This window comes from Aeromicrobium phoceense, assembly GCF_013868155.1.
Lineage (GTDB): Bacteria > Actinomycetota > Actinomycetes > Propionibacteriales > Nocardioidaceae > Aeromicrobium > Aeromicrobium phoceense.
Window position 1 is genome coordinate 206,600 of sequence record NZ_JACEOG010000001.1, and the last position, 15,348, is coordinate 221,947.

The following is a 15,348-nucleotide window of genomic DNA, read 5'->3' on the forward strand; positions in this document are numbered from 1 at the left end:
GCGCCCGTCGCGACGGCGGCGCATGAAAGACTCGGGTCCGTGACCGCCCAGACCCTCGACGGCAAGGCCGTCGCCGCCACCATCAAGTCCGAGCTCCGCGAGCGGGTCGACGCGCTGCGTGCGCGCGGCATCACCCCCGGGCTCGGGACGATCCTCGTCGGCGACGACCCGGCCAGCCGCTGGTACGTCGGCGCCAAGCACAAGGACTGCGCCGAGATCGGGATCGAGTCGATCCGCATCGACCTGCCCGCCGACGCCAGCCAGGCCGAGGTCGAGGCGGCCGTCGACCAGCTCAACGACGACCCGGCCTGCACCCTCTACATCGTGCAGCTGCCCCTGCCGAAGGGCCTCGACGAGAACGCCGTCATCGGCCGCATCGACCCCGCGAAGGATGCCGACGGCCTGCACCCGACCAACCTCGGCTGGCTCGTGCTCGGCAAGCCCGCGCCGCTGCCCTGCACGCCGCGCGGCATCCTCGAGCTGCTGCGCCGTCACGACGTCGAGATCGCCGGCCGGCACGCAGTCGTCGTCGGCCGCGGCATCACCGTGGGCCGGCCGATGGGCCTGCTGCTGACCCGTCGCAGCGAGAACGCCACCGTCACGCTGTGCCACACCGGCACGCAGGACCTGGCCGCGGAGGTGCGCCGCGCCGACATCGTCATCGCCGCCGCCGGCGTGCCGGGCATCATCACCGGCGACATGGTCAAGCCGGGCGCCGCCCTGCTGGACGTCGGCGTCAGCCGCGACGAGGCCGGCAAGATCGTGGGCGACCTCGCCCCGGACGTGTGGGAGACCGCCGGCTGGGTCACGCCCAACCCCGGCGGCGTCGGACCGATGACCCGCGCGATGCTGCTCAGCAACGTGGTCGACTTCAGCGAGGCCGTCGCCGAGGACGCGGGGTGAAGCTCCCCCGCAGCTACGGGTCGCGGATCTACCTGCTGCACCTCGTGGCGGTGGCCGTGGGCCTGGGCCTCATCGCGGTGGGTCCGTGGCGCCTCGGCGTCGTGGTGATCGGCGTCTCGTTCTTGGTCGCGGCGGCCTTCCGGATGGTGGTGCCGCTCGACCACACCGGCATGCTGCGCGTCCGCGGCAAGCTGTTCGACGTGCTGTGGATGGGCTTCCTCGGCACCTCGCTCGTGCTGCTGGCGCTCATCGTCCCCAGCTGATCGAGCGCCGAACGACGAAGCAGGGCCGCCCCGGTGGGGCGGCCCTGCTGTCGTGGTGCGGTGGATCAGATGAGGCCCAGCTGCGTGACGGCGTCGCGCTCCTCGGCGAGCTCGGCCACGCTGGCGTCGATGCGCGCCCGGCTGAACTCGTCGATCTCCAGGCCCTGGACGATCTCCCAGTCACCGTTGTTCGTGGTGACCGGGAACGAGCTGATGAGGCCCTCGGGCACGCCGTAGGAGCCGTCGGAGGCCACGGCCATCGAGACCCAGTCGTTCTCGGCCGAGCCGCGCAGCCAGTCGCGGGCCGCGTCGATCGTGGCCGAGGCGGCCGAGGCAGCGCTGGACGCGCCGCGGGCCTCGATGATGGCCGCGCCGCGCTTGGCGACGGTGGGGATGAAGTCGTTCTCGATCCAGCCCTGGTCGCCCACGACCTCGGCGGCGTTCCGGCCGGCGATCTCGGCGTGGAAGATGTCGGGGTACTGGGTGGCCGAGTGGTTGCCCCAGATCGTCATCTTGCTGATGTCCGCGACCTTGGCGCCGGTCTTCGCGGCCAGCTGGCTGATCGCGCGGTTGTGGTCGAGGCGGGTCAGCGCGGTGAAGCGCTCGGCCGGGATGTTCGGCGCGTTCTTCATCGCGATGAGCGCGTTGGTGTTCGCCGGGTTGCCGGTGACGCCGATGCGCACGTCGTCGGCGGCGACCTCGTTGAGGGCCTTGCCCTGCGCGGTGAAGATCGCGCCGTTGGCCTCGAGCAGGTCGCCACGCTCCATGCCCTTGGTGCGCGGGCGCGCACCGACGAGCAGGGCGAGATTGACGCCGTCGAAGATGTGGTTCGGGTCGTCACCGATCTCGACCGAGTCCAGCGTGGGGAACGCGCAGTCGTCGAGCTCCATCACGACACCCTCGAGCGCCTTGAGCGCCGGGGTGATCTCGAGGAGTCGGAGCTGAATCGGGGTGTCCGGGCCGAGCAGCGAGCCGCTCGCGAGACGGAAGAGAAGGCTGTAGCCGATCTGGCCGGCGGCGCCGGTGACGGCCACCTTGACAGGAGAGGTGCTCACGTCGATGTGCTCCTTGTGTGGGGTGTCTGCCTCGAAACTAGCGCAGGACGATTCCGGCCCCATCACCGCCCGGTCAGAGGTCGTCGATCTCGTTGTCGAGCGAGATCCAGTCCTTGGAGTCCTGCACGCGCGTCTGTCCGCCCTGCGTCACGTGCAGCGAGCCGTCGACCGCGTGCAGCTCGTAGCGGGTGCCGTCACCCTCGGCCACGTAGACGTCGTTGCGCCAGTCGTAGCTGCCGGACAGGTCGAGCGTGTCGCCGCCGTCGGGACGGATCACGACACGGAACCGGTCGCCGACGGCGTCCTTGCCGCACACGGAGGTCTTGGCGCCCGACGTGGTCGACTTGTAGAGGATCACGGGGTAGTCGCCGCCGCAGGCCAGGGACAGACCGTCGGTCGCCTGCTGCTCCTTGCTGACCGGGGTCTGGCCGCAGTCGGGCAGCAGGCTGTCGCCCTGGGTGCCGTCGGCGTTGAACCGGGTGTTGTCGTCCTCGCACTCGCCCGCGGTGGGTGCCGTGGTCGGCTCGGTGGTGGGAGCCGGAGCCGGGGCCTCGCGGCTGGGATCGACCGACAGGACGGGCGCGGTGGGCGTGGGCGTGGTGGCCGGACCCTTCGCCTCGTCGTCGGAGCCGCCGGAGGACAGCAGCGACCACCCGAACGCGCCGAGGGTGGCCACGACGGCCAGCACCAGCAGGACAGGACGTGCACCTCGCCAACTCATCGGTCCAGCCTAACTGCTGGTCCCCTGCGCCTCGGCCCGCGCCCGCAGCAGCGCGCGCTCGCGGTCGTTCGAGGCGAGACCGGCCGCGCGGCGGAACTCGGTCGCCGCCTCGTCGTGACGCCCGAGCTGCTCCAGCAGGTCGCCCCGCACGCTGGGCAGCAGGTGGTACCGCGCCAGAGCGGGAGCCGTCATGAGGTCGTCGACCACCGCGAGCCCGGCCTCGGGGCCTCGCGCCCGGGCCAGCGCGACCGCGCGGTTCAGCTCCACGACGAGGGAGCCCGTCGCCCGCGCCAGCCGGGCGTAGAGCCCCGCGATCCGCTCCCAGTCGGTGGTCTCGACCGACGCGGCGCGGGCGTGCTCCGCCGCGATCGCCGCCTGGAGGACGTACGGGCCGTCGCCGCCGAGCCGTACCGCGACGTCGAGCGCCGCCATCCCTCGGGAGATCGCGTCGGCGTCCCAGCGCGACCGGTCCTGGTCGGCCAGCAGCACCGGCTCGCCGTTCGGGCCGACGCGTGCCGCGAGCCGTGACGACTGCAGCTCCAGCAGCGCCAGCAGCGCGTGCGCCTCGGGCTCGGACGGCGTGACGGACGCCAGGATCGCCGCGAGCCGGACCGCCTCCCGGCACAGGTCGGGACGCGTCCAGTCCTCGCCCTCGGTGGCGGTGTGGCCCTCGTTGAAGACCAGGTACACGGCGGCCATCACCGAGTCGAGCCGCTCGGCGCGCTCCTGGCCCACCGGCTCCTCCATCGGGGCACGCGCTTCGGCGAGGGTGCGCTTGGCCCGCGAGATGCGCGAGGCGACGGTGGACTCCGACGACAGGTAGGCGCGCGCGATCTCGCGGGTGCTGAGACCGGCGACGAGCCTCAGGGTCAGCACCGTGCGGCTCTCGGGCGTGAGTGCCGGGTGGCAGCAGGTGAACATGAGCCGCAGGACGTCGTCGCGCACGTGCTCGTCGGCCAGCGCCTGGTCGAACTCCGCCTCGTACGCCTCGCGAGTGCCGGCGCCGACCTCGGCGTAGGCACGGAGCTGACGCTCCCCCGCCCGGAACTGGTCGATCGCCCGGCGCTTGGCCGTGCTCATCAGCCACGCCGCCGGGTTGTCCGGGACCCCCGTGCGGGGCCAGGACTCCAGCGCCTGCGCCAGGGCCTCCTGCGCCAGGTCCTCGGCCCGGTCGACGCTGCGGGTGATGCGCAGCAACGCGCCGAGCAGGCGTGACGACTCCTGCCGCCACACCTGCTCGATCACACGTGCCTCGTCCATGGCGTCAGGCCGGGGGCGCCTCGAAGATCGTGCGCACCTCGACCCAGCCCTCCCAGCCCGGCCAGGCATCGAGGTGGACCTGCAGGAAGCCCTGGGCCCGCTCGACAGCCGTGTCGAGGTCGGGCAGCTCGTAGACGGCGTAGCCGCCGACGAGCTCCTTCACCTCCACGTAGGGGCCGTCCGTCGTGGTGACCGAGCCGCCACTGAGGGTGACGATCGCTCCGTGCGTCTCGATCGGGGCCAGGCCGCCGGCCTGGACGAACGTGCCCTCGGCCGTGGCCTTGGCCTGCAGGGCGCCGATGGCGGCGAACAGCTCCATCGGCGGCTGGTCGGTCGGGCGGTGGGTCTCGTGGACCATGGTCATGAACTTCATGGGGTGCTCCTTGTTTCGGGTGTGATCGTTCCGGATGAGGTGGGGTCGGGCAAGGGTCAGGCGCCCAGCAGGGCGCGCAGGCGGGCGTCCCGCGGCCAGGCGCCCGCCCACACGAGGACGGCGGCGAGGATCGCGAAGACCGTGTTGAGCGTGGGCTGCTCGGCGATGAGGTTCACCGCGACCGCGCCACCGAGGTACGCCGTGATGAGGACGACGGCCATCGCTCGGGTGGCCGGGATCAGGTAGCCGACGACGAGGGCGCCGAGGACGGCGCCGCAGATCACGATGACGTGATCGGGGATGCCCAGCTCGGCGCTCGCCTCGCGCACCTGCTCGACCTGGAGCAGGTGGGTGACGGCGTCGAAGCCGAGGAACGCCGTGACGAGTGCAGTCACGACCCAGCCGGCGCGCTGCGCCTGCGGGCCGAGCGCGGTGCCGGGGGTGGGGCCGGTGGCGGGTCGGGTCTGGGTGGTCATGTCGGTCTCCGTTCGCTGGGGTGAGGTGGTCTCTCACCCGTACGTCGCGCGAACGGTGACGTTCTTGACATGGACTCCGGAACTTTCTTCCGGAGGTTCGGATCAGGCGGGTGCGCCCGGCCCGGTCACTCCCACTCGATGGTTCCCGGCGGCTTGCTGGTGACGTCGAGGACGACGCGGTTGACCTCGTCGACCTCGTTCGTGATGCGGGTGGAGATCCGCTCGAGCAGCTCGTACGGCAGGCGGCTCCAGTCGGCGGTCATCGCGTCCTCGCTGGAGACGGGACGCAGCACGATCGGGTGGCCGTAGGTGCGGCCGTCGCCCTGGACGCCGACCGAGCGGACGTCGGCCAGCAGGACCACCGGGAACTGCCAGATCTCGGTGTCGAGACCCGCGGCCGTGGTCTCCTCGCGGACGATCGCGTCGGCCCGGCGCAGGATCTCGAGGCGCTCCTCGCTGACCGCGCCGACGATGCGGATCGCCAGGCCGGGGCCCGGGAACGGGTGGCGCGAGACGATCGCCTCGGGGATGCCTAGCTGGCGGCCGACCTGGCGCACCTCGTCCTTGAACAGCGTGCGCAGCGGCTCGATGAGCGAGAACTCCAGGTCCTCGGGCAGGCCGCCCACGTTGTGGTGGCTCTTGATGTTGGCCGCGCCCTCGCCGCCGCCGGACTCGACGACGTCGGGGTAGAGCGTGCCCTGCACCAGGAACTTGACCGGGGCGCCCGGAGTCGCGAGCACCTCGCGCTCGGCGGCCTCGAACGTGCGGATGAACTCGCGGCCGATGATCTTGCGCTTCTCCTCGGGGTCGGTGACGCCCTCGAGGAAGCCCAGGAACTGGTCCTTCGCGTCGACGACCTTCAGGTCGACGCCGGTCGCGGCGACGTAGTCCTGCCGGACCTGCTCGGCCTCGCCCTGGCGCAGCAGGCCGTGGTCGACGAAGACGGCGGTCAGCTGGTCGCCGATCGCCTTCTGCACGAGCGCGGTGGAGACGGCCGAGTCGACGCCGCCCGAGAGCGCCGAGATGACGCGCGCGTCGCCGACCTGCTGGCGGATGAGCTCGACCTGCTCCTCGACGATGTTCGCGCTGGTCCACGTGGGCGAGCACCCGGCGATGCCGAAGAGGAAGTGCTCGAGGATCTTCTGGCCGAACTCGGAGTGCATGACCTCGGGGTGCCACTGCACGCCCGCGAGCCGGCGGTCGATGTTCTCGAACGCCGCCACCGTGGCGCGGTCGCTCCTGGCGCTGAGGGTGAAGCCCTCGGGCTCGCGCACGACCTCGTCGCCGTGGGACATCCAGCTGACGAGCGAGGTCGGCAGGCCGTCGAGCAGCGTGCCCGGCTCGAGCACCGAGACGTTCGTGCGGCCGTACTCGCGCTGGCCCGTGCGGGCGACCTGGCCACCGAGCGCCTGCGCCATCGCCATGAAGCCGTAGCAGATGCCGAAGACGGCGGTGCCCGAGTCGACCAGGCCGGCGGGCAGCTGCGGCGCACCCTCCTCGTACACCGACGACGGCCCGCCCGAGAGGATCACGGCCTTGGGGTTCTTGGCCAGGATCTCCTCGGACGTCGCGGTGTGCGGCATGATCTCGGAGAAGACCTTCGCCTCACGCACGCGCCGCGCGATCAACTGGGCGTACTGCGCGCCGAAGTCGACGACGATGACGGTGTCGTGGTTGGTCTCGGCTACGGATTCGGGGGTCTCGGGGGCCACGGACCAATCCTAGGGCCGTCCGCCGACCCCGCCGCGAGCGGTGCGGGCAGCGCTGGGCGTGACGTTCGGGGGGTCGAACACGGCGTGTCGACCCCCGGAACGTCACTGCCAGCGTTCCGGGGGATTCAGACCTGCTCGCGGATCTCGCCGACGAGCTCCTCCAGGACGTCCTCGAGCATGACCACGCCGATGACGACGCCGCTCGCGTCGGCCACGCGCGCCATGTGCGAGCCCTTCGCCTGCATGGTGCGCAGCGCGTCGTACAGGCCGCTGCCGACCGCCACGGTAGACAGGGGCCGGAGCCACTTGTCCGCGATCGGGCGCACGCGCGAGGTGTCGTCGGTCTCCAGCACGTCCTTGATGTGCAGGTAGCCCGTCAGCTCGCCGTCCTCCCGGGCCACCGGGAACCGCGAGTAGCCGGTGCGGGCGCACGCGTCCTCGACGTCGACCGGGGTCGACCCCGGGGCGATCGTCACCAGGCCGTCGCGCGGCAGCAGCACCTGCGCGACGGTGCCCTCGTGGAAGTCCAAGGCACCGCTCACGAGGCCGTACTCGTCCTCGTCGAGCAGGCCCTCACGGCGCGACTCCTCCACCAGCCCGGCGACCTCGTCGTGGGTGAAGGTGGAGGCGACCTCGTCCTTGGGCTCGATGCCCACGAGCCGCACCGCCGCGTTGGCGATCGCGTTCAGCGTGACCACCAGCGGCTTGAGGACGGCGATCACCGCGAGCATGAACGGACCGAGGATGAGCGCGGCGCGGTCGGGTGCCGCCAGCGCGATGTTCTTCGGCACCATCTCGCCGTAGACGACGTGCAGGAACACCACGAGCGTCAGCGCGATCGCGAACGAGATCGGGTGGACGAACCCGTGCGGCACCCCCATGTACTCGAAGAGGGGCTCCAGCAGGTGGGCGATCGCGGGCTCGCTGATGGCACCGAGGCCCAGCGAGCAGATCGTGATGCCGAGCTGCGCCGCGGCCATCGCGAGCGTGACGTTCTCCATCGCCTTCAGCGCCAGCTTGGCCGAGCGCTTGCCGGCCTGGGCCTCCGGCTCGAGCTGCGTGCGACGGGCCGAGATCAGGGCGAACTCGGCCGCCACGAACAGGGCGTTGAGGATCAGCAGCAGCAGGGTGAGTGCCAGCGCGGGCCATCCGCTCATCGGTCGGCCTCCTCGGTGTCGGAGTCGATCGTGAGGGCGAGGCGGTCGATCCGTCGGCCCTCCAGCCGCTCGACCGTGAGGTGGACCGTCAGCGGCTCCGCGTCGTCCTCGTCGTTCTCGGGGGTGGAGTCGACCTCGAGGGTCACGACGTCGCCGCGCACCGCGAGCCGGCCGAGGCGCTCCAGCACGAGGCCGGCGATCGTCTCGTAGTCCTCGTGCTCGGGCAGCATCACCCCGGTCTGCTCGAAGACCTCGTCGGGACGCAGCAGACCCGATAGCGACCACGTGCCGTCGCGGCGGTGGCGGCTGCGCTCGGAGAGCCGGTCGTGCTCGTCTGCGATGTCGCCCACGATCTCCTCGACCAGGTCCTCCAGCGTGACGATGCCGTCGGTGCCGCCGTACTCGTCGACCACGATCGCCATCTGGTTGTTCTGGTCGCGCAGCTGGACCAGCAGCGGATCGAGCTCGAGCGTGTCGGGCACCGTGGCGGCCGCCTCGGCGATCTCGGACAGCCGCACCGAGCGGCGCCGGTCGGGATCGACCGCGACGGCCTGCTTCACGTGCACGACGCCGACGACGTCGTCGGCCGAGCGGCCGATCACGGGGAACTTCGAGTGGCCGGTCTGGCGCGCGGCCTCGATGAGGTCCATCGCGGTGTCGCGCTCCTCGAGGAAGTGCACCCGGACGCGCGGCGTGCGGACGTCGGCGGCGGTGCGGTCGCCGAAGGCGATGCTGCGCGCGACGAGCTCGGCCGTCTCGTCGTCGATGGCACCCTCCTGCGCCGAGCGCAGGACGAGGGACCGCAGCTCCAGCGGCGAGCGCGCCGAGCGCAGCTCCTCCTGGGGCTCGACCCCGAGCCACTCCAGGGTGCGGTTGGCCATCGCGTTGAGGCCGCGGATGGGCCACGCCATCGCGTGCGTGAACGCGCGCTGGGGCCACTGCGTCGCCGCGGCGGTGCGCTGCGGCAGCGAGAGGGCCAGGTTCTTCGGGATCAGCTCACCGACCAGCATCGTGACGATGGTGCTGAGCACCAGCGCGATGCCGTAGGAGGCGACGCTCAGCCCACCACCGGACAGACCGATGGCGGTCAGCGGGTCGTGCAGGAGCCGGCCGATCGCGGGCTCGGCCAGGAAGCCGATCGCCAGGTTCGTGATGGTGATGCCCAGCTGGGCACCGCTCAGCTGCGTGGAGAGGGTGCGCAGCGCCTTGAGGGTCCCCTCGGCACCGCGGTCGCCGGCCGCTGCGTCGCGCTCGATCGTGGCGCGGTCGACGGTGACGAAGGAGAACTCGGCGGCGACGAAGACACCGCAGGCGAGCATCAGCAGGAACGACGTGAACAGCAGAAGCCATTCGGTCACAGTGGGTGGGTCCTCAGGTCGGGAACGTGGATGCTCAACGATAGCGGTGGGAGGTGAACGGTATCCTTCTCGTCGTGCCCACCTACCAGTACCGTTGCGCCGACTGTGCCGAAGAGCTCGAGATCAAGCAGAGCTTCTCCGACGCCGCCCTGACGACGTGCCCCTCCTGCGGTGGAGACCTCCGCAAGGTGTTCGGGGCCGCGGGCGTGGTGTTCAAGGGCTCGGGCTTCTACCGCACCGACAGCCGCTCGGGTGGCGGCTCCTCGTCCGGCTCCTCGTCGTCGTCCTCCTCCTCCAGCTCCGGCTCGTCCTCCTCGAGCTCGTCGAGCGGCTCCACCGGGTCCGGCGCCGCCTGACCCTCCCTCGCCGAGGCTGTGGACGGCTCTCCCCGGCACCGCGCGATCCTGTCTAGCCTCGCCGCATGGAATCGGCCGCACGCTTCGTCCTGATCCACCGGCGGGTGCTCGCCGCCACCCTGGCCGGGCTGGCCGTGTGGGCGGCCATCGGCGCCGTCACCCGCTCCCCCGACACCCGCGAGGTGCTCGTCGCCGCCCGCGACCTGGCCGGCGGATCCGCCGTCGGCCCTGCCGACCTGCGGACCCAGCGCCTCCCGCTCGACGCCGTCCCCGCGGGCTCGATCGACCGGCCCGCCGCGATCGGCCGCGCACTCGCGGGCCCCATGCGCGCGGGCGAGGTCCTCACCGACCGGCGCGTCGTCGACCCGCGCGACCTCGGCGAGGGCCGGGTCCTGGCCACTGTCGAGGTGCCCTCCGCCACCGGGAACCTGCTCAGGTCCGGCGACGCGGTCGACCTGCTCGCCGTGGGCGACGAGGGGCGCGCCGTCCCGGTGGCCGAGGCGGTCGAGGTGATCACGGTGCGGTCGGATCCCGACCGCGAGACGGCCGTGTTGGGCGTGGCGGCACCGCCTCGCGTGGCGACGGAGGTCGCGCGGGCCTCGGGGACGTCGCGCCTCACCGCCGTGGTGGTGGGTCGTCAGCGGAAGCGCTGACGCCCTAGTGTCGGAGGAGACCACTCCACCGACCCATGAGGAGAGCCATGCTCCAGGGCTTCAAGGACTTCCTGTTCCGCGGCAACATCGTCGACCTCGCCGTCGCGGTCGTCATCGGCACCGCGTTCACCGCGCTGGTGGCCACCTTCACCGGCGCCATCATCGAGCCGATCATCAACTCCCTCGGCGGCACCAGCGTCAAGGGGCTCTCGTACCAGATCGTCGACGGCAACCCGAAGACGATCATCGACCTGGCCGCGCTCATCAACGCGATCATCACGTTCATCATCACCGCCGCGGTCGTCTACTTCGTCTTCGTCGTGCCGTCCAAGCACCTGATGGAGCGCCTGGCGAAGGGCGAGGAGGAGGAGCCGGCGGGTCCCAGCGAGGACATCCTGCTGCTGCGCGAGATCCGCGACGCGCTCGGTGGCGGCACCTTCCAGCGCCAGCCCGGTGGGGACCCGACGCTCTAGGACTCAGTCCTTGCCGTGGTGAGGGGGCACGTCGCGCAGCAGCTCGTCATCGCGCGACGTGCCCTTCGCGTCGTCGCCCCAGCCCTCGGGGCTCTCGTCCCGTGTGGTCGAGGGCATGAGGTCCCCGAGCAGGCGGGCCGCACGCTCGATCCGGACGCGCCGCTCGGCCTCGGTCTCGGAGCGCTCAGCCACGGAACCACTCCGGGGTCAGGACGGGACGCACGGGCTTCCACCCGGCCAGGTCCATGAAGCGCTGCGAGGTCACCCGCTGCGAGCGGGCCAGCAGCTCGAGCTTGTCGGCGGTGACGCTGAACAGCCAGCGGCGGAAGAACCGGCCCTCGCTGTGGCCCGCCGCGCGAGCGATCGCGTTGACGTAGTCCACGCGCTTGAGCGGCTCGGCCCCGACGTTGTAGGCGCCGCTGGGCGCTCCGAGCGCGGCGACGGCGGAGGTGCCGACGTCGAGCGGGTGCACGACGTGCATCCAGGAGTCGGGATCGCCCAGGCCGATGGGACGCCGCTTGCGCGCCCTCCGCACGAGGAACTGGGAGTTGGGGTCGTCGCCGCAGATCAGCCCGTAGCGCAGGCGCACCGTGACTCCCCCGGCCTGCTCCACGCGCTGCGCGTGCTGCTCGGCCACGGTGAGCGGCTCGGTGACCATCGTGACGTCGATCGGTGTGGACTCGTCGATCCACTCGTCCCCGCGGGCCACGTAGATGTGGCTGAGGCTCTGCTGGACCATCAGCCCGACGCCGGACTCGATCGCGGTGTCGGCCACGAGGCCGGCTCCCACCGTGCGGATCCGGTTGATGCGGGTCAGCGAGCCCGGGAGCATCGCCTTGACGCCCACCGGGACCTGCGTGGCGAAGTTGATCACCCCGTCGCAGCCGCGCATCGCCTTCATCAGGGAGTCACGGTCGAGCACGTCGCCGTGGATCGCCGTGGCCCCGGCCGACTGCACGAGGCGAGCGGCGGACGGTGAACGCACGAGCCCGACGACCTGGTGTCCGGCATTCTGAAGTGCCGGGATCGTCGCTCGTCCCATGACGCCGTTGGCGCCGGTCAGCAGGATCCGCACCCACCGAGTCTACGGCGGCGATCCGCATCGTGAGACGGGTATGGGTGCCCCGTGCGCCACAGGGGCCGTGAGCGGACCCGCACGACGCATCCGTCTCCTGACTCGTGGAAAGATGGACCGGTGCGCCCCCGTAGCTCAGGGGATAGAGCAACGGTTTCCTAAACCGCAGGTCGGAGGTTCGAATCCTCTCGGGGGCACCACCAGGATCAGACGGCCGCGTCCTCGGCCTCGTAGCGGCGCAGCAGCTCCTTCTCGGCCTCGTGGCGCGGGAACGCGAGGAAGACGAGCGCGGCCCCGATCAGCACCGCGCACGCACCGGCCGCATAGGCCCAGTCGTCACCCTGCAGGAACGCCGTTCTCGCCGCAGCCGTGATCTGGTCGGCGTAGGTCGGGTGCTGCTGCGCGATCTGCTCGGCACTCGCGAAGGACTTCGTGAGCTCGGACTGCACGTCGGACGAGGCCTGCTTCCCCGAAGGAGACGCCGCGATGGCCTGACTGAAGGAGCTCGCGTATCCCGCGGTCAGCAGAGCGCCGAAGAGCGACTGCATGATCGCGCCCCCGAGGTCGCGCTGCAGGTCGGCGGTCCCGGAGGCCATGCCCGCTCGGTGGACCGGCACGGAACCGGTCAGCGAGTGGGACGCAGGGGTCCCGGCCAGTCCGACGCCGATCCCCAGGCAGGCGTAGGCGAGGGCGATCTGCCAGTAGGGGGTGTTCTCCTCCCACAGCAGCAGCATGGACACGAAGCCGAGGAACAGGAAGACGTAGCCCGTGAGCAGGGTCGTCCGCGCCCCGCGCGCCTCCACGAGCTTCGCCGATCGTGGCGCGACCAGGACCATGAAGACGACGGCCGGGAGGAAGGCCGCACCCGCCTCCACGGTGTCGTAGCCGACGACGTTCTGCAGGTACTGCTGGCTGATGAACATCGCACCCATGAGCGACCCGAAGACGATGATCCCCGCGCACGCGGCGACCCAGAAGACACGCCTACTCGCGATGTCCAGGTCGTAGAGGGGATTGGCTGCGCGGCGCTGCCGCCACACGAACGCCACCGTCGCCGCGACGGCGATCAGCCCGAGGCCAGCGACGAGGGCGCCCTTGCCGGGTACCGGCGCGAAGTTGATCGACAGCACCAGGGCGGCGACGAGAACGACCGACAGGATCCCCCCGAGGTTGTCGACGGGCTCGCTCGACTCGTTGACGTGGGAGGGAACCAGCACCCAGGCCATCACCAGCGCCACGACCGCGAGCGGCAGGGTGATCAGGAAGACCGAGCCCCACCAGAAGTGCTGGAGCAGCCAGCCGGCGACGAGCGGGCCCAGGGCGGCGATGGCCCCGCCCAGCGCCGACCACAGGGCGATGGACCTGGTGCGTCCGGGCCCGAACCACAGCGCGGCGATGAGAGCCAGCGTCGTGGGGTAGGCCATGCCGGCGGAGAGCCCGCCCAGGATCCGGGCCACCACCAGCACCCAGTCGTCCCACGCGAAGGCCGCGAGGAGGCAGGCCGGGACCGACAGCACGATGCCGAGCAGGAGCATCAGTTTCCGGCCGTACCTGTCACCCACCGCTCCCAGGTAGAGCACGGAGGCGGCGAGGCCGAGGGAGTAGCCGACGGCGACCAGGTTCAGCGTCGTCTGAGAGCTGTCGAAGGCCTTGCCGATGGACGGGAGGGCGACGTTGGCCACGGAGAGGTTCAGGTTGGCCACGCCAGCGACCACGATCAGGGCGGCGAGCACCAGGGGCGCTCGCTCGGGGGAGTCCCGACGCGCCATCGGGGCTTCGGACATCGTTGCCTCCGAGGTCGTCCTGGTCACCGGCCTCCCCCACGCTAGGCACCACGCGGCCGTCGGGACTCACCCTCGTGGGATGACTCGCCTAGCCGGCGAGCCCGAGAAGACCGTCGAGCACCAGGAGGGTCCCGAGCAGCAGCGCTGCGACGGCGAACACGACCGGCCCGGAGGCGATCGCTCGGCTGCGAAGCCGGTTCAGGTACGCCTCGGCCTCGACGGGGCGCCGGGCGTAGTAGACGTACATCAGGCCCACGCTGGCAGTGGACGCCACCGTGAAGCACGCGAAGGCGATGAGGGTGACGAGGGCCTGCGTGTGGTGGTGGACGACGAACACGGCCGCGGCCGTCGTGATCGCCCACGGCTGCTTGAGCACCCCGAGCAGCAGCGCGCCGCCCGGCCGGAGGTCGCGGAGGCGACCGAGCATCTTCTGCGAGCCCGCGGTGGGAACGGCACGGGAGACCACCCCTCGACGCCGCCACTGGCGGGCGCTCACCACGAGCAGCGCGCATCCCACCAGGACCTGGAAGACCATCACGCCGGTCCGGCCGCCGCCGTGCTGGACGCTCCGCGACGAGCCGACGAGGTAGCTGAGCGTGAAGACGACGGTCAGCGAGGTCGCCCAGCCCAGGAGGAACCCCGCAGCGTTGGCCCGGGGCCTGGCCGTGCCGAGCACCACGATGAACACCACGATGGTGGCCGGGGACAGGCTCGCCATCAGGCCCAGCATCAAGATCGAGAGGATCAGTCCCATGTCGGCGTCCCGGGCCCCGTCTGGTCGGGCAGCGACCCGCCACCTGCGTACGCAGGGGACACGAGCCGGTGCGTTCTGCCCAACATGGCGTTCCGCCGCAGGCAAGGCATCACCCCAGCCGGATGAGGCACCCTCCCCCGATGTCCCGCACATCGTGCCGCGCTGTCCCTGTCGCGCGGGACTCCTCGCCCTCCACGGTGGTTCCATCACCCCCCTGGAAGGAATCACGATGACCACCCACATCCCCACCGAGCAGCGAGTCCGGGACGCCCTCCCGCAGGACGCCGCCCCCCGCCCCGGCCGCGCCTGGGCCCTCTCGGGCGTCGCCGCCGGCATCGGCGGGGTCGCGACGACGATGCTCAGCGCGGGGGCCGGCGCCGCCCACGTCGACGGGAAGGTGCAGGAGGCCGATGGCGTCATCGCCTCGCTGAACGGCCACGTCCCGCAGCTGATCACGTTCCACGTCGTGGCGACGCTCACCGTCCTGGCGCTCGTGCCGTTCGGTCTCGGCCTGCACCGGCGGCTGCGTGCCGGGCTCGGCCGCGAGACCCTCGTGCCGGGAACGGCCTCGTTCGGCATCCTCGGGACGGCAATCGTCGTGCTGATGGGCACCGTGCTCAACACGGAGTTCATCTTCGGGGTCGCTGGGGACACGCCCCTGGCCGTGGCCGAGGCCGCCACCGTGTACAACCACTGGATCGCCACCGTGCCGTGGGTCTGGGGGCTCACCGGCCTGACGGGCTGGGCCCTGTTCCGGGCCTGGCGTCAGGGCACCGTCCGCGCCTGGATGGGCATCGCGGCCGGCATCCTGGGCACGCTCTCGCTGCTGCTGACCGTCGCGCCCCTGCAGTACATGGCGGGCTGGACCGGCTCGGTCATGGTCGTCCTCGTCGCCCTCGGGTTCGCCTTCGGGGACCGCGGCAACCGGTGACGTCGCTCCTCGATCGCCAAGGCGGCGGTTCGCTCCCCTCGGAC

At 71.5% G+C, this 15,348-nt stretch carries 18 protein-coding genes and 1 tRNA gene; 7 read left to right on the forward strand and 12 right to left on the reverse strand.

Features of this window, described 5'->3' with window-relative positions; genetic code table 11:
* Window positions 1–39: 39 nt before the first annotated feature.
* Both H1W00_RS00985 and H1W00_RS00990 read left to right on the forward strand, forming a co-directional pair.
* Window positions 40–903, forward strand: coding sequence for a bifunctional methylenetetrahydrofolate dehydrogenase/methenyltetrahydrofolate cyclohydrolase (locus tag H1W00_RS00985; RefSeq protein WP_181752831.1), 864 nt, complete (start codon window positions 40–42; stop codon window positions 901–903).
* Window positions 900–1,166 carry a DUF3017 domain-containing protein gene (locus H1W00_RS00990; protein ID WP_181752833.1) on the forward strand — a complete coding sequence of 89 codons (267 nt, stop codon included), beginning with the start codon at window positions 900–902 and terminating at the stop codon, window positions 1,164–1,166. Before H1W00_RS00985 ends, H1W00_RS00990 begins: the two co-directional genes overlap by 4 nt.
* A 65-nt stretch (window positions 1,167–1,231) precedes the next feature.
* Here H1W00_RS00990 and H1W00_RS00995 read toward each other — a convergent pair whose 3' ends face one another.
* From H1W00_RS00995 to H1W00_RS01030, 8 genes are all read right to left on the reverse strand, one after another.
* Window positions 1,232–2,221, reverse strand: a complete 990-nt coding sequence (locus tag H1W00_RS00995) for a malate dehydrogenase (RefSeq protein ID WP_181752835.1) — start codon at window positions 2,219–2,221, stop codon at window positions 1,232–1,234.
* Window positions 2,222–2,294: 73 nt separating this feature from the next.
* Window positions 2,295–2,942 (reverse strand): hypothetical protein, encoded by a 648-nt coding sequence (locus tag H1W00_RS01000; RefSeq protein ID WP_181752837.1) that lies wholly within the window; start codon window positions 2,940–2,942, stop codon window positions 2,295–2,297.
* A gap of 9 nt (window positions 2,943–2,951) precedes the next feature.
* The gene (locus H1W00_RS01005; protein WP_181752839.1) at window positions 2,952–4,202 is read right to left on the reverse strand and encodes an RNA polymerase sigma factor; all 1,251 of its coding nucleotides are present in this window, start codon (window positions 4,200–4,202) and stop codon (window positions 2,952–2,954) included.
* 4 nt (window positions 4,203–4,206) lie between these two features.
* Window positions 4,207–4,575 carry a YciI family protein gene (locus H1W00_RS01010; RefSeq protein ID WP_181752841.1) on the reverse strand — a complete coding sequence of 123 codons (369 nt, stop codon included), beginning with the start codon at window positions 4,573–4,575 and terminating at the stop codon, window positions 4,207–4,209.
* A 56-nt stretch (window positions 4,576–4,631) separates the two neighbouring features.
* The gene (locus H1W00_RS01015) at window positions 4,632–5,051 is read right to left on the reverse strand and encodes a DoxX family protein (protein ID WP_181752843.1); all 420 of its coding nucleotides are present in this window, start codon (window positions 5,049–5,051) and stop codon (window positions 4,632–4,634) included.
* A 125-nt stretch (window positions 5,052–5,176) separates the two neighbouring features.
* On the reverse strand, window positions 5,177–6,763 hold the full coding sequence (gene guaA, locus H1W00_RS01020) for a glutamine-hydrolyzing GMP synthase (protein WP_181752845.1): 1,587 nt from the start codon (window positions 6,761–6,763) through the stop codon (window positions 5,177–5,179).
* Between the two features lie 125 nt (window positions 6,764–6,888).
* Window positions 6,889–7,920, reverse strand: coding sequence for a hemolysin family protein (locus H1W00_RS01025; RefSeq protein ID WP_181752847.1), 1,032 nt, complete (start codon window positions 7,918–7,920; stop codon window positions 6,889–6,891).
* The gene (locus tag H1W00_RS01030) at window positions 7,917–9,278 is read right to left on the reverse strand and encodes a CNNM domain-containing protein (protein ID WP_181752849.1); all 1,362 of its coding nucleotides are present in this window, start codon (window positions 9,276–9,278) and stop codon (window positions 7,917–7,919) included. The genes H1W00_RS01025 and H1W00_RS01030 overlap by 4 nt, the downstream gene beginning before the upstream one ends.
* A 74-nt stretch (window positions 9,279–9,352) precedes the next feature.
* Here H1W00_RS01030 and H1W00_RS01035 point away from each other — a divergent pair, with 74 nt between their 5' ends.
* The 3 genes from H1W00_RS01035 (at window position 9,353) to mscL (ending at window position 10,760) form a co-directional block, all read left to right on the forward strand.
* A complete protein-coding gene (locus tag H1W00_RS01035) occupies window positions 9,353–9,634 on the forward strand; it encodes an FmdB family zinc ribbon protein (protein ID WP_181752851.1) in 282 nt (93 codons plus the stop codon).
* 65 nt (window positions 9,635–9,699) lie between these two features.
* Window positions 9,700–10,287, forward strand: coding sequence for an SAF domain-containing protein (locus H1W00_RS01040; RefSeq protein WP_181752853.1), 588 nt, complete (start codon window positions 9,700–9,702; stop codon window positions 10,285–10,287).
* A gap of 47 nt (window positions 10,288–10,334) precedes the next feature.
* Window positions 10,335–10,760 (forward strand): large conductance mechanosensitive channel protein MscL, encoded by a 426-nt coding sequence (mscL, locus tag H1W00_RS01045; protein WP_181752855.1) that lies wholly within the window; start codon window positions 10,335–10,337, stop codon window positions 10,758–10,760.
* A 3-nt stretch (window positions 10,761–10,763) separates the two neighbouring features.
* On the opposite strand, the gene H1W00_RS01050 is transcribed toward mscL, so the two are convergent.
* On the reverse strand, window positions 10,764–10,952 hold the full coding sequence (locus H1W00_RS01050) for a hypothetical protein (protein ID WP_181752857.1): 189 nt from the start codon (window positions 10,950–10,952) through the stop codon (window positions 10,764–10,766).
* Window positions 10,945–11,835, reverse strand: a complete 891-nt coding sequence (locus tag H1W00_RS01055; protein WP_181752859.1) for an NAD-dependent epimerase/dehydratase family protein — start codon at window positions 11,833–11,835, stop codon at window positions 10,945–10,947. Before H1W00_RS01055 ends, H1W00_RS01050 begins: the two co-directional genes overlap by 8 nt.
* A gap of 124 nt (window positions 11,836–11,959) precedes the next feature.
* Here H1W00_RS01055 and H1W00_RS01060 point away from each other — a divergent pair.
* Window positions 11,960–12,035 (forward strand) — tRNA-Arg (locus tag H1W00_RS01060).
* A gap of 6 nt (window positions 12,036–12,041) precedes the next feature.
* On the opposite strand, the gene H1W00_RS01065 is transcribed toward H1W00_RS01060, so the two are convergent.
* Together H1W00_RS01065 and H1W00_RS01070 are read right to left on the reverse strand one after the other, a co-directional pair.
* Complete coding sequence (locus H1W00_RS01065; protein ID WP_206679946.1) at window positions 12,042–13,619, reverse strand: MFS transporter; 1,578 nt, start codon at window positions 13,617–13,619, stop codon at window positions 12,042–12,044.
* An 88-nt stretch (window positions 13,620–13,707) separates the two neighbouring features.
* On the reverse strand, window positions 13,708–14,373 hold the full coding sequence (locus tag H1W00_RS01070; RefSeq protein WP_181752860.1) for a GAP family protein: 666 nt from the start codon (window positions 14,371–14,373) through the stop codon (window positions 13,708–13,710).
* 229 nt (window positions 14,374–14,602) lie between these two features.
* Between H1W00_RS01070 and H1W00_RS01075 the strand changes: the two genes are divergently transcribed.
* A complete protein-coding gene (locus tag H1W00_RS01075; RefSeq protein ID WP_181752862.1) occupies window positions 14,603–15,304 on the forward strand; it encodes a hypothetical protein in 702 nt (233 codons plus the stop codon).
* The last annotated feature ends 44 nt before the right edge of the window (window positions 15,305–15,348 follow it).